General features: G+C 52.1%; 14 protein-coding genes. 5 read left to right on the top strand and 9 right to left on the bottom strand.

What is annotated here, in order from left to right; all coding sequences use genetic code 11:
- Positions 1 to 57: 57 nt before the first annotated feature.
- Entirely contained in the window at positions 58 to 498 is a 441-nt protein-coding gene (locus VFA09_01890) for a TIGR03668 family PPOX class F420-dependent oxidoreductase (protein ID HZU66003.1), read from the top strand.
- A gap of 8 nt (positions 499 to 506) precedes the next feature.
- Here the strand turns inward: VFA09_01890 and VFA09_01885 are convergent, their stop codons facing one another.
- From VFA09_01885 to VFA09_01875, 3 genes are all read right to left on the bottom strand, one after another.
- On the bottom strand, positions 507 to 1,127 hold the full coding sequence (locus VFA09_01885; protein ID HZU66002.1) for an FMN-binding negative transcriptional regulator: 621 nt from the start codon (positions 1,125 to 1,127) through the stop codon (positions 507 to 509).
- A gap of 17 nt (positions 1,128 to 1,144) precedes the next feature.
- A complete protein-coding gene (locus VFA09_01880; GenBank protein HZU66001.1) occupies positions 1,145 to 1,714 on the bottom strand; it encodes a DinB family protein in 570 nt (189 codons plus the stop codon).
- A gap of 120 nt (positions 1,715 to 1,834) precedes the next feature.
- Complete coding sequence (locus VFA09_01875) at positions 1,835 to 2,866, bottom strand: protein DA1 (GenBank protein HZU66000.1); 1,032 nt, start codon at positions 2,864 to 2,866, stop codon at positions 1,835 to 1,837.
- A gap of 297 nt (positions 2,867 to 3,163) precedes the next feature.
- Between VFA09_01875 and VFA09_01870 the strand changes: the two genes are divergently transcribed.
- Positions 3,164 to 4,444 (top strand): zinc ribbon domain-containing protein, encoded by a 1,281-nt coding sequence (locus VFA09_01870; protein HZU65999.1) that lies wholly within the window; start codon positions 3,164 to 3,166, stop codon positions 4,442 to 4,444.
- Between the two features lie 60 nt (positions 4,445 to 4,504).
- On the opposite strand, the gene VFA09_01865 is transcribed toward VFA09_01870, so the two are convergent.
- Entirely contained in the window at positions 4,505 to 4,894 is a 390-nt protein-coding gene (locus VFA09_01865) for a hypothetical protein (protein HZU65998.1), read from the bottom strand.
- Between the two features lie 214 nt (positions 4,895 to 5,108).
- Here VFA09_01865 and VFA09_01860 point away from each other — a divergent pair, with 214 nt between their 5' ends.
- Positions 5,109 to 5,519 (top strand): MSMEG_6728 family protein, encoded by a 411-nt coding sequence (locus VFA09_01860; GenBank protein ID HZU65997.1) that lies wholly within the window; start codon positions 5,109 to 5,111, stop codon positions 5,517 to 5,519.
- A 105-nt stretch (positions 5,520 to 5,624) separates the two neighbouring features.
- On the opposite strand, the gene VFA09_01855 is transcribed toward VFA09_01860, so the two are convergent.
- Positions 5,625 to 5,897: a PLDc N-terminal domain-containing protein gene (locus tag VFA09_01855; protein ID HZU65996.1), complete on the bottom strand. Its 273-nt coding sequence runs from the start codon at positions 5,895 to 5,897 to the stop codon at positions 5,625 to 5,627.
- Positions 5,898 to 6,258: 361 nt separating this feature from the next.
- Positions 6,259 to 7,533, bottom strand: a complete 1,275-nt coding sequence (locus VFA09_01850) for an amidohydrolase family protein (protein ID HZU65995.1) — start codon at positions 7,531 to 7,533, stop codon at positions 6,259 to 6,261.
- A gap of 276 nt (positions 7,534 to 7,809) precedes the next feature.
- On the opposite strand from VFA09_01850, the gene VFA09_01845 reads away from it, so the two are divergent.
- Positions 7,810 to 8,625 (top strand): hypothetical protein, encoded by an 816-nt coding sequence (locus tag VFA09_01845; GenBank protein ID HZU65994.1) that lies wholly within the window; start codon positions 7,810 to 7,812, stop codon positions 8,623 to 8,625.
- Positions 8,626 to 8,629: 4 nt separating this feature from the next.
- Here VFA09_01845 and VFA09_01840 read toward each other — a convergent pair whose 3' ends face one another.
- Positions 8,630 to 8,926 (bottom strand): hypothetical protein, encoded by a 297-nt coding sequence (locus tag VFA09_01840; protein HZU65993.1) that lies wholly within the window; start codon positions 8,924 to 8,926, stop codon positions 8,630 to 8,632.
- Between the two features lie 542 nt (positions 8,927 to 9,468).
- Between VFA09_01840 and VFA09_01835 the strand changes: the two genes are divergently transcribed.
- Positions 9,469 to 10,782: an AI-2E family transporter gene (locus VFA09_01835; protein HZU65992.1), complete on the top strand. Its 1,314-nt coding sequence runs from the start codon at positions 9,469 to 9,471 to the stop codon at positions 10,780 to 10,782.
- A gap of 65 nt (positions 10,783 to 10,847) precedes the next feature.
- On the opposite strand, the gene VFA09_01830 is transcribed toward VFA09_01835, so the two are convergent.
- Positions 10,848 to 11,510, bottom strand: coding sequence for a TrkA family potassium uptake protein (locus VFA09_01830; GenBank protein ID HZU65991.1), 663 nt, complete (start codon positions 11,508 to 11,510; stop codon positions 10,848 to 10,850).
- 160 nt (positions 11,511 to 11,670) lie between these two features.
- Positions 11,671 to 12,072, bottom strand: coding sequence for a TrkA family potassium uptake protein (locus tag VFA09_01825; GenBank protein HZU65990.1), 402 nt, complete (start codon positions 12,070 to 12,072; stop codon positions 11,671 to 11,673).
- Positions 12,073 to 12,394 lie beyond the last annotated feature (322 nt).

Below are 12,394 nucleotides of genomic sequence, written 5' to 3'. Positions count from 1 at the left end.
AGCCTACTGAAGTGTATCATCGTTACAAAAGAATGTCATCCGAAGGAGCTATTCATCATGTCCAATCGCACTACGCTAAGGGAAGCCGAGATAGCATTCATGCAGGCGCACAAGGTCGCGCGGCTGGCTACCGCCGATGCCGACGGTCATCCTCACCTCGTACCCGTTTGCTATGCCTTTGACGGCAGGCGCTTTTACACACCGCTAGATGAGAAACCCAAGCGTGTAGACGAGAGCAAGCTACGTCGTGTGCGCAACATCGTAGCGCGACACGAGGCTTCGCTGCTGATCGATCACTACGATGACGCGGATTGGTCGCAGCTGGGCTACGTACTGGTGCATGGACGCGCGGAGTTGATCGCGCCGGAAGATGCGGGTCACACAGAGGCAATTCGCCTCTTACGCGACCGCTACGCACAATACAGAACAATGAAGCTGGAAACGAGTACGGTGATTGCGATTACGCCGGAGAGCATCGTATCGTGGGGCAATATTTGAGTGTAGGATTAGCCAAAAATTTCGCTCATTAATTCTGCCACTTGAACGTTGGATACATCCTGACTTTCTCTTAAAGCGGCTATCACCCGTTGCTGTTCGCTGGCAGAGCGATTCTGGCTCATTTTGAATTTCCCTTCAAGGCGAGTGATCTCGATTTCAAAGCCAACGGTTCCCTGCATCATCTTTTGCAGGTAATCTTCCGGCAGTTGGAAGTCCCACGGCTTCTCAAACTGAGCCTCGTGCCTCTCAATGAGCGCTTTTAAGAGATCATATAATGTCGCCTTATCATCAATAATTCTTGGGACGCCATAGGCATGTACGGCCGCGTAGTTCCAGGTTGGCACGCTCAGTTCGACCTCATACCAGGAAGGCGAGATGTAGGCATGCGGCCCCTGGAAGATCACCAATGCCTCCTGCCCACTGTTAAACGTTCGCCATTGAGGGTTAGCCCGGGCCATATGGGCCATCAATGTTCCATATTGACCGCGCTCCATATCCAGTAGAAAGGGCAGGTGGGTTGCGACGGGCACACCATCCTGCTGCGTCACGAGGGCAGCAAAGCTGTATTCTTGCATGAGCTTATGCAGCTTTTCCAGGTCATCCTCGCGGAAGGCTTTGGGGATATACATAGATTACTATTTTCCTCCTACTCACTGCTCGCACCAGCTTTGGCACGGCTGACCCAATCAGTGGTTCCGGCAATGGCATGCTGTCCCAAAAACAGATTCAGCTGGGCCGCGTGTTCCTGCACGTGGCGCATGGTGTACAAGAGAAGTTCAAAAAAGCTGACCTGTTTTCCGCGCGCCCAGGGAAAATTGACCTGCTGGCGGGCTTTCTCGTCTGACAGGCCTGCAATCGTTGCATGGCACTTCTTGCGTAGATACACCAGATAGGCGTGTAACTCATCCCTGGTATAGGGACGTTCGGGATATTTACCTGCCGGGTCAAGCTCATCCAGCGTGAAAGGCCGGGGAGGAGCGAAATCTTCAATCGAGCCGGTCAGATATAGGTCAAGCCAGAAGAGGGTGTGATATGCGATGTACCAGAATGCCGCGGATTCGGGCGGCAGAGGGTGGTCTGAGTAGTCGCTCCAGAGTTGCCCATTCCAAAGCTCGCCGGGACATGCGAGTACCGCGCTTTCGAGCGTGTCAATCGCCGCGCCGAACTGCTGCCAGAGGGCACTCTTCCACAAAGGTTCCGCCTGAATTTCTCTCATAACCACTCTCCTTAAAAACTCAAAAAACGCTATCGTTCAAGAAGGATAGCACGAATGTTCTGTTCTGTATACCCTGACTTCCTTCCCATCAGGGCTTTTGAGAGGCTCTCAACGTTGCAATCAGGCTGATGGCAGGTGTTTCGTCGTGCGCAGGGTTTCTACAAAGCGTTGGAAGCCCATGGTATCGGCCAGGGTGCGGATACGGCGGAAACCATCTCCATAGATGGGGCTGGGGTTTTGTTCGATATTATGCGCGTGGTAACGGCTCTCGTCCGTATCCAGATTCATGTAATAGCGATAGGAGAGCAGTTCGCAGAAGCCCTCTTCGGCCCATAGCGGCAAGGGCCGGATATTATGAACAGCAAGCCAGGCATGTCCCAGTTCATGGATGGTAACCCCCTGGAACAATGTGGATGGCATGCCCCGCAGCACGGCAATGCCATCGACCCTGGTTTGTAAGGCATACCCATTCTGCGTGTGGATCGAACTCAATGTGACCCCCAGGGAATGGGGTTCGGCACGGCTCTGTAGTAATGCTGACAGCCTATCACGATCACACAACTCGAGGCTAAGAGGAAGATTATTGTATGTGAGTCCCTGGCTACTCACCCATTGCTTCGCCTTTTGGTAAAAAGGCCTGGCCTGTTCGATTGTATCAATGGCAGTGGAATCACAGATGGGACAGCGTATCTCCTGGCCACCACTGGGAAGATGCTTCTGCTGCTGGGGCGGCACCAATCGGCCGCAGAAAGCGCAGGATGGATACTGGCGCTGGTGCTCTTCACAATATTTAGTACCCCAGTGATCAATCAGGTATTCACCCATCAGTGGCTTACCGCAGTACGCGCAGCGGGGCACTACGTTATTCCGGTAGCATTCCTCGTGATAGGTCTTGCCGTCTGAAACCAGGTATTGCCCCATAAGAGGCTTGCCGCAGTACGCGCAGCGAGGCGCTATCAGATTGAGATAACAGGCATTATGATAGGGCGCGCCCTCGTGTTCCTGGAAACTCGCGCCGGTGATCGGCCTGCCACAGCCGGCACAGACAAAATGCTCTGGATGCCAGACCGCTCCAAGAGCATTGAGATAGCCTCCATAAACAGGCCGCCCACATCCTTTACAGATAAGTTGCGGTGATCTATTGATACTCATTGTGAATATTATTCTATCACCTCTATGAGGTTGCCGCTCTATACGGCCCGATGAAGCAAATAGAGCGTTCTCTTGCCATCCTCTGATTCCTGCTCTCAGCAACCCTCGAATTCATCTCGTAAAAAAGAGAAGGCTGGCGTTATCTAAGTAAACAGTGAAATGTATCATGAGAAATAGGTGAGCAGACTAATAGACATACTATGGACTCAGGTATACAATAGGCTCAGGTAAACGAAGTTCAACCAATTGTGGTTGATTTATTTACCTTCAACAGGTCACCTGGTAAGGAGTTAAGCCATGTCACAGCTTCCGGGGCGTCCTTGTCCAACATGCGGCACGCATGTTCCTGCCGGACAGCGTTTTTGTAGCAACTGTGGAACCGCGATGGAGGTTCAACAACCAGGCAGTCAGCACGGTGGGCCGCCGCCACAGAATTTTCCCCCGGCCTCACCCGTTCCACCCTACGCGCAAGCACCCGCCGGTCAACAACAGCAGTACCAGCAATATCAACAATACCAGCAGCCGCAAAAGTCCAGTCCTATCGCAGAGGCCCTTGGCGCATTAGGTCTCTTATTCTTCCTGCGGCGTTTCCGACCAGGTTACCGGCCACGGCGGCAAAGCAACGGCTGCTGCGGCTGCCTTGTCCTGCTGGTCATCCTGCTGGTCGTGGTAGGTATTCCTGGATACTTCTACTATAAAGGCCATCCTAACGTCATCAACCAGATTCAGAACCAGACTCAGAGTTCAAACAACAGCGTTAGTAATGGTAGCGCGAGCAAGACGCCAACGACCTCACCGCGTATTATAACCGCCAACATCAATCAGCAGGTAACCTATGCGGGCGTCAATATCACCATCGAATCGGTGCAACAATCAACCGCCTTTGCTGATGATAACAGCGCGACGAGTGGGGTAATTCGTGTCAAAGTCAGAGAGGTGAACAACAGCGGGCAGGATGTTGTCTACTTCTTCCACGACTTTGCTCAACTAATTTTGCCGGATAAGAGCAGCGTCGCGCCGGTCAACGCGTTACAGGGAGGTGGAATTCAAAACGGGATCACGCGCGAAAACTGGATAGATTTTGCCGTGCCGACCAACGACAAAATCGACCAGCTGACGCTGATCTTAGGAACCAATCAAGAAGCCCAGATCGTCATTCCATTAACGGGCCACGCCAATCTGAGCGCATTCCAGACCAAAACGGTCAATCTCAATAAACCCATCAGCTACAATCATCTGAACTATACATTGCAGTCCGCGACCGAGACGTTGAGTATCGCCGGCAAGCAGGCCACTACGGGCATGCGCTACATTATTCTCGCGTTCAAAGTGGACAACCCCAGTTCCAACAATCTGGACGCTGGTTCGGTGAGTGACTATATGCGCCTGATGGTCGGCGGGATCACGAATTCGCCGATGAGTACTACCCTGCCAGTCTTTGTAAACGCAAATACGACCGGCACAACCGGAACTGTCACCTTCCTGATGCCGGCGAACAACAGCGCGTATACATTGATCTTTCTTGCAACCCAGGGCTATTCGAATGTGCAGGTGAATACCGATTTTACGATACAGTAGAACAGGTCAGGTGGATACTCACTCTCTGCAATGCTCCTTCTTTGCTGTAGCCGTGATCGCTTACGCACGCATTGGTGTCTGTATACGCACTGGCCGTGCAAGGGCGGAGATGGCCAGCACTACGACAATTGCTTCAATCACAAGTGAGAGAAAACCCATAGGTGCTTGCCAGGGTAGCCTGGGAATCCCTGGTAAGCCAACGGTTCGCGTCAGGATATACCCTACAAACGGTCCTAATGCGGCTAACCCGCCAGATATCCAGGCCAGGCGTGCATCCTGTAAGGCCAACCACAAGGCACTGGCAAACGCAGCTACAACATCAATGATAAACAAAATGCCGAGGTACAATTGTATATAGAGTCCTGACTGAATGAGCATCAAGTGGATGACTCCGATGATAATCAGGCAAATGACACCCACGATACGACGGACTGGAGCGAAACTACTCATGGCTCTCTTTCCCCTTTCTATGCACTCATCTGTTCGCGCGTTTTCGTACCTCGGAAAAAGCATCCGAAGTACCTTTCTCTCGTACTATTTTAAGGAGAAAGCGTGATGAAAGCGCTAAGAGCCGCGCTATGAACCGCGTCATGCTATAAGTTTTCAGGTTATCTGTTGCACCTTGACATCCCATGCCTGCGTGTAATCTCTAGAGGAGGAGTAGATGCAGACATTTCTTCCCTATCCTGAGTTCGAGGATGTGGCGCAGGTGCTCGACTATCGCCGGCTGGGCAAGCAGCGAGTCGAGGGGGTTCAGATCATCAATATCCTGTCTACACCAGACTACGTGGGAGCCTGGGCGCATCATCCCGCCGTGAAGATGTGGCGCGGCTATGAAAATGCCCTGAAACAGTATGTAAATGTCATGATTCGCGCGTGGAAGGAACGCGGGTTCCGCAATACTTTGCCCTATTATGAAGTGTCCTCACATGAGATCGTGTATCCATGGTGGCTGGGGGATCCCCGCCTGCACGATTCGCACAAATCGAACCTTTTGCGAAAAGACTTCGCGTACTACCGCCAGTTTGGTTGGGATGTGCCTGATGATTTGCCTTATTTCTGGCCGGTGCAGTAGCGATCACCGCTATTATAATGGCACGTGGAGCACGTACAAACGAAAGGGAGAGCAGGATACACATATTTGTCCATGCCATCCTGCTCTCCCTGAATGTTTATATCTTTAAGGCCACTGTTGTTGCTGGTACGGCGGCTGGCTATAGCTGTAGCTGGGTTGGCCGAACATGACATGTGATCGTCGCTGGCCAAAAAGCAGGTACAGGAAGGCGCCTAAGAATGGGATCAGCCAGATGACGGCCAGCCAGAGAATAGTAGCGGAAGGTGAATGACCATCTTCAAGCACCATAATGGTGGCAATGATATGACCAAGCAACGGCACAAAGACGATGATCAAAAACAGTATTGAATTGAATAAGCAACCGCGATTTCCCGACATTGTACAGGTTTCTCCTTCTATTTCAATATAGACCAACAGATTGCTCTTTTGCTCTCCATGAAATATACGTGCCGGGAATATATTGTGTTGCGTAGAGAAAGAAAAACCATGGCAAAACCCGACCGGGACAGGGACGAGCCACTGTCCCTGATGAATTTTACCTTTCAAAATCGAGAAGGACCCTCTGGCCATGTCATTCTGAGCGCAGGAGCCGAAGCCCTGAGCGGAGCGAACGGGGAAGAATCTGTGCCTCGTCGCGCTGAGATTCTTCGCTTCGCTCAGAATGACATGGCATGGACCGCTCAGATTGCCGATTTTGACCGGAAAAATTCACCAGGGTTATCTATTCGATTGGAAAAATTCACCAGGTTCCGGCCAGCGCGGGCACATTCGCATCGAGCAGATTTTTTGCTGCTCGTCCTGCTTTGAGTACCAGTTTTACATTGGCAGGGTCGGCTATCCTGCTGATATCGTCCAGCACGTTTCCGTCCACGATGATTACATCGGCGAGCTTTCCTACTTCAAGCGTGCCCAGATGTTCGTCTAAGCGTAACAGGCGGGCCGCGCTTGACGTGCTGGCCTGGATTGCCTGCATAGGAGTCATGCCGTTTTCAACCATCAGCTGCAGCTCGCGGCCATTTTCGCCATGCCGCCCTACACCGGAATCGGTTCCCATCGCTATTTTTACCCCTGCCTCGACCGCGCGGCGGAAACTTCGCTGGTGCGCCTCCACTACAGATACAGCCTTGGCTGCCATCATTGGTGGGAGCAGGTCAGGATGCTCGCGCGCGTACTCTACAACGGCGAGAGGAGCTACGAGCGTCGGTACCAGGTAAGCATCTTTCTCCAGCATCAGATCGATCAATTCATCGTCCAGGTAGACGCCGTGTTCGATAGAGACAACCCCGCCCAGCAAGGCGTTTTTGATGCCCTGGGTTCCCTGCGCGTGAGCCATACAACGTTTCTCCTGCGCAGCTGCCTCATAAACTGCCGTCGCGATTTCCTCGACCGTCAGTTGCGAGGATGTAGGAGCATCCGCGGTGGAAAGTACGCCGCCTGTGGTTGCCAGTTTAATCCAGTCTGCCCCTGCTCGCAGCACCTCGCGCACCGTTTTGCGTATTTCCTCGATGCCATCGGCTACACCTCTGGGGATATCGGTGAAGCTGCCACCGAAGAAACCGATATCCACGCAGCAGGGATAGAAGCCATCTCCATGCCCTCCTGTCTGCGAGATCAAGGTGATTGCAACCTGCATGCGTGGCCCCGCGACGATGCCTCGCTCGACGGCCATCTTCAGGCCCGCGGGCGAGCCTGCCGCATCCCTTACAGTGGTGACGCCTGCCTCCAATGTAGCGCGCATGCGTGGGATCGTCTGGAGCAGGCGCAGCGAAGGGGGCGTCAGAAGCCCACGCAACACATCAGGATACTCCATAGTAAAGTGAACATGGGTATCGATGAGAGCAGGCAAGATGCTTCCTCCATTGGCATCAATCACCGTCGCTTCGCGTGGGATATGCACCTGTCCCTGGCGACCGAGCGCGGAAATATGCTCTCCATCAATCACTATCGTCATCCCGGTTTGGGGATCACCACCGCGCCCATCGATAAGCGTGCCGTTTGTAATCGCAATTACCATTGTCTACATACTCCTATCAAAATGGATGGCTGTAATATCTCCACCCTCATTATAGCCTATGACATGCCGCTCTTTTGCTTTGAACAAAAGTACTATTTTGCTACGAAAAGCTCTTGATAATTTGTTCTAGAAGCGTGTATACTGATCATAGTAGAACGCACGTTCGCCTATCTACGCGTGATCTGTTACATGTTTGGATGTAAAGCTATTTTTGTTTGAATGACCTTTAGCTTTGGAGCCCGGGCTAGCAGAAAAAAACAGGAAGTTGGTGACACTATGGACCAGATGCGAATGCAACAGCGCAACAGGTGGATGTCCGCGCGGCAGGAACCGGTAACCGACGATGCTATGGAATTTGAAGATGAGCTTGATGATATCTGGCCGACGCGTTCGCCTAGTAGTGCGCGCCGCTACCTGTCCAGGCCAGATGTCCGTAACGAGGTGGAGAACAGGCTTGCCGACGTGCGGCCTTTTCCACCGCAAAGAGGCTCGGGCAATAGCAGGCCAGAACGTTATACGGACGTTCCGCCCCGTCGCAGCGCGACACAAACAAATATACCCGCGATTCAGGCTACCAGGCCGCGCGCGACGCGTACGGCTGATATGCCCACGCGTCGCGAGAGCTACGATGACCGCTTCGAACGCGGGCGTCGTGTCCACTGGATACTATTTGTGGGCCTGGCAATGCTCATCATGGTGCTTGGATGGGTTGCATTCAACGCGCTGGCAAACTGGTGGCAGGTGACCCAGGATGATTGGCACTATGGCCGACCGCGTACCTTCCAGACCGACGCTGTGGTGGGCCATAACGACTCGCCGCAGAATCCCAGTCATTTTATCGCCATCAACCTGAACCGGCAGATCATGATTATCGAGATACCCGGTGGAGACGCATCGAAAACCAGGATGTTTTACGGTCCGACGCTGATGGGGAATGGACAGGACTTAACGCCCGTCACACTTACTTTTAAGGATGTCAATGGCGACGGGAAGCCGGATATGATCGTCAACATCCAGGATACCCATATTGTCTTTATCAATACAAACGGTACCTTCCGTCCCGCGCCTGCTGGCGGGAATACTCACCCATGAGAGGTTATGCCTCTCCCTGCAAGTATCCGCCCTCATGAGAGGCTTCGACCCCAGCCATTACGGGCGGAGCAAGCGTCGCCCGCACCGGTTTTGGTGATGTTTTCATTATCTTAAGCGTTGCGGGCGCGGAGAGCGCCGGAAACGACCTGGATGGAGTGGGCATAGCATCTGGTTCAGTTTTTTCTTTCGACGATGATCGAAGGGCCAGGACTGTAAAGACGATCAACCAGGTTAAAAGCAACCCAAGGAGTGTCCAGACCAGAAGTAGTTGTGTTTGTGTCAATATAGGCGTTCCATTCATGGGCACATCCTCATTTTATAAGAAATTCTTCTCATCAATCTTACAATCAATAACACTATGGTTTACCGGACAGGTCGCACCACTTAGTACCACGTAAGATGATAGAAGTTATTCAAATGCGTCACAGGCATAATACTCTGGTTGTCCACCAGAGCCATATGCATCCATCTCAATATTTAAAATTTATCATCTTTATAACAAGACGAAGAGAAGAGAGGAAATTAACGTATAGCCTGCATGCCTGCCAATACCTCCTGATCATCCGGTAACCCCTGCCGGATATCCAGAATTGTCAGGCAACTCCCTCTATCCAAATGACGCAGTAGCGGGGAAAAAAGTTTCATGCCTGCGCTTTGAAAAGTTGCTCGCGACACGTTCTCTTTTACTGATGGAAGATGGCCGATGATGCACTTTGATGAACTATTCTGGTAATTGACACGGGGCCGATTCATCGGAATCGCAAACAAAACCTTGTACTTTTGGATGAAACCTGAGACAATAACGAGAGAGGTCAAACATTGCTAAATACGAGGCAGAACCATATGGAACGTGTCAACTGGGAACGCGTGCGTGATGTACTGATCAGTATTCTCTGTGTTGGTGTAATGCTATGGGCCACATGGTCGTTGCTCGGCCTGTTTGTGCATGCCATTGTGTTGCTCTTACTCGCTATGGCGGTCGCTTTTCTGGTGACGCCGTTAGTAGACCTCCTCAATCGTTATCTACCACGAATACTTGCCGCGCTGCTCGTCTACGCGCTCGTTCTAGCTATACTGGGTGGTCTCTGTTATGCCCTGGTCTTCTCACTCATCCAGCAGGTGAATTACTTCTCGCAGAATCTGCCTGGCTATGTGCAGGATCTGCCAACTACCTATGCCAACACCCAAAAATGGCTGATCCAGCAGGGAATTCCCCAGCAGACCATTGATGCGACGATCAACTCGATTAACCAGCAGGCAAATGCGTTCGCGGCATCGCTCGCGAATAATCTCGTTTCTATCATTTTCGTCGTCACCGATGCTATCATCAATGTCCTGGTGGTTGTTGTAGTAAGTTTCTACCTGGTCCTCGATGGCAAGCGCATACGCACCAGTATCATCGGCATTGTGCCCAAACCTTCGACGAAACACGTTCTCCTCTTCGAGGATGCGCTCAACCGGGTCGTGGGGAATTATATACGAGGTCAACTTACCCTGGCCGCTATCATCGGTATCCTGGCGGGAGCAGGCTGTTACATGCTGGGGTTGAAAAACTTCGCGCTCATCATCGGCGTGCTGGCATTCTTATTTGAGACAATTCCAATGGTAGGGCCTGCGCTTGCCTCTATTCCCGCCATTTTGATCTCGCTGCTCCTGCCGGAGCCATTTCCTCGTAGCTACGAGATCCTGATCTACTTCGTGATCGTTCAGATCTTCGAAAGCAACATCCTGGGTCCGCGTATTGTCGGGCACGCGGTTGGCCTGCACCCGATAGCCTCCATACTTGCCCTGATAGTCGGCGCCCAATTATTCGGCGCCTTCGGAGCCTTGCTTGCGACTCCCATTGTCGCGGCCTTCTGGGTGGTGATCGTGAGCCTGTATCGCTCGATACGCGGCGAACCGGCGGATGTTATGCTGGCGCGCCGGCGTTCCTCCTGGATCAGGCGCCGCCCTCACGATATTCACACCAGAACAAATACAGGCAGGGGACATCTGAATAGTATTCCTGGAAATAATAGCATGGCAGAACATATACAAGAGGTGCCGCTGCAGATAAAGGGCCTCGCCACGCCCGGTAAAATAGAACATCTGGACCTGCTGCGCCACGTCCATACGCAGGAGCAGCCAGCTTCTGAACAAGAAGATTCGATAGAGTAAGAGCCGGATATCAGGGCTCCTGAAATCAGGCGCCCTCGCGAGGGCGCCTGAAACCGCTTGTATGCTTACTCTATCGTACCGAACGCCCTGCGGAGTTCTTCCTCGCCCTCGCGGTTGACGAGCGCGAAGACATCGTCATTAGGCAAAATTTGTGTATCCGCTGAGGGCGTAATATTTTGCTTATTACGAATGATCAGCACGAGGTTGCCGCTGCGAGGTAAATGAATTTCGCGCAATGCCTTTCCCGCTACGGGCGATTCCGCGGGAACACGCAGTTCAACGATCTCAAGGCCCGCATTTTTAAGCGTCATCAACTGGATAAAGCGGAACGTGGGCAGTTCGGCTTCGATGAGCGAGAGGATCGATCTGGTCGGACTGACTGTTATATCGATACCCAGCTTCTGGAAGATCTCAGCATGCTTCGGGTTATTTACACGCGCAATTGTACGTCCAACTTTGAAGCGCTTTTTGGCAACCTGGCAGATCACCAGGTTGTCTTCGTCTTCACCTGTCACAGCAATAACCACATCCGCACGGCTGGCCCCAACTTCCTCCATTGTTCTGGCTTCGCAGGCATCGCCTCGTACCACCGCCTGGCCCAACTCTTCGTTCAGAGCCGTAAAACGGGCGGCATTTTTCTCGAGCAGCAGCACTTCATGTCCGTGGTTGAGCAAACCTTTAGTGAGGTAGTAGCCAACATCGCCACCGCCTCCGATAATAATGTACATCGCTTCCCTCTATTTTTATCTGATCGCGGCCTAATGCATACACACTTGACATATTCGGATTGGCCATTATACTCTCCCCAGGGAGAAGCGGCAGAAACTGGACCTTTTCCCGGCGGGGATTGAAATAATGAGAGCCCCCGGCAAGAGCCGTGGGGCATGGTTATTTTCTTTCAATGGCCTCAAAAATGAGCCGCGCTCCCACCTTCGTGGGGCAGATCGTCTCCAGGCCAAGTTCTTGATAGATTTCCTCACGCAGCGGATCGTAGATACGGCAGACGACCTTCTTGACTTTGAAGATCTCTTTGGCAATCTGGCTGGCCATAATGTTACGATTATCGCCATTGGTGACGGCGGCAAAAGCATCGGCCTCTTTAATACCTGCCCTGATCAGCACCTCCTCATCCACGCCATTGCCCACAAATGTCTCACCGGAGAAATCGGGACTTAAGCGTTGAAAGGAATCGCTACTATAATCGATCACCGATACGTTATGACCGGCCCTATCCATCATCGTCGCGAGGGCCGCGCCCACACGTCCACATCCCAATATCACAATTTTCACGGGTTGCCTCCATCTGGTTGAGAGCGAGCAGCTTACAGTGTAGGCCACCGCGTGACGAATGCGATGAATCAAGTACATGCTAGATAAATCCGCACTCTACTCTACGGTGTACCAGGCTGCTACGATCAACCTGTTTGTTATGTCCAGTGGTATTGTATCATATACGCCAATAGAGAATGTAGAGTTATGAGATACACCACCACGTTTTCGCTCTTTATACGATGTATAGTATGAAATCGAAAACTCTTCGAGGAAATATATGCGACAATTGAACGCCGATGAGGGACAAGGGGATTCCGATTAAAATTAGTGGAAGCTATCC

It is taken from the genome of Ktedonobacteraceae bacterium, assembly GCA_035653615.1.
GTDB lineage: Bacteria > Chloroflexota > Ktedonobacteria > Ktedonobacterales > Ktedonobacteraceae > DASRBN01.
The sequence above is the reverse complement of the archived record's forward strand: the minus strand, read 5'-3'. Positions and strand labels throughout refer to the sequence as shown.

What these genes read in the sequence shown, in the direction of transcription:
- VFA09_01855 (HZU65996.1), bottom strand. Translation starts at nt 5,897, where the DNA reads ATGTCGGGAAATCGCGGTTGCTTATTCAATTCAATACTGTTTTTGATC.
- VFA09_01860 (HZU65997.1), top strand. Translation starts at nt 5,109, where the DNA reads ATGCAGACATTTCTTCCCTATCCTGAGTTCGAGGATGTGGCGCAGGTG.
- VFA09_01845 (HZU65994.1), top strand. Translation starts at nt 7,810, where the DNA reads ATGGACCAGATGCGAATGCAACAGCGCAACAGGTGGATGTCCGCGCGG.
- VFA09_01870 (HZU65999.1), top strand. Translation starts at nt 3,164, where the DNA reads ATGTCACAGCTTCCGGGGCGTCCTTGTCCAACATGCGGCACGCATGTT.
- VFA09_01850 (HZU65995.1), bottom strand. Translation starts at nt 7,533, where the DNA reads ATGGTAATTGCGATTACAAACGGCACGCTTATCGATGGGCGCGGTGGT.
- VFA09_01830 (HZU65991.1), bottom strand. Translation starts at nt 11,510, where the DNA reads ATGTACATTATTATCGGAGGCGGTGGCGATGTTGGCTACTACCTCACT.
- VFA09_01880 (HZU66001.1), bottom strand. Translation starts at nt 1,714, where the DNA reads ATGAGAGAAATTCAGGCGGAACCTTTGTGGAAGAGTGCCCTCTGGCAG.
- VFA09_01890 (HZU66003.1), top strand. Translation starts at nt 58, where the DNA reads ATGTCCAATCGCACTACGCTAAGGGAAGCCGAGATAGCATTCATGCAG.
- VFA09_01840 (HZU65993.1), bottom strand. Translation starts at nt 8,926, where the DNA reads ATGAATGGAACGCCTATATTGACACAAACACAACTACTTCTGGTCTGG.
- VFA09_01865 (HZU65998.1), bottom strand. Translation starts at nt 4,894, where the DNA reads ATGAGTAGTTTCGCTCCAGTCCGTCGTATCGTGGGTGTCATTTGCCTG.
- VFA09_01835 (HZU65992.1), top strand. Translation starts at nt 9,469, where the DNA reads ATGGAACGTGTCAACTGGGAACGCGTGCGTGATGTACTGATCAGTATT.
- VFA09_01885 (HZU66002.1), bottom strand. Translation starts at nt 1,127, where the DNA reads ATGTATATCCCCAAAGCCTTCCGCGAGGATGACCTGGAAAAGCTGCAT.
- VFA09_01875 (HZU66000.1), bottom strand. Translation starts at nt 2,866, where the DNA reads ATGAGTATCAATAGATCACCGCAACTTATCTGTAAAGGATGTGGGCGG.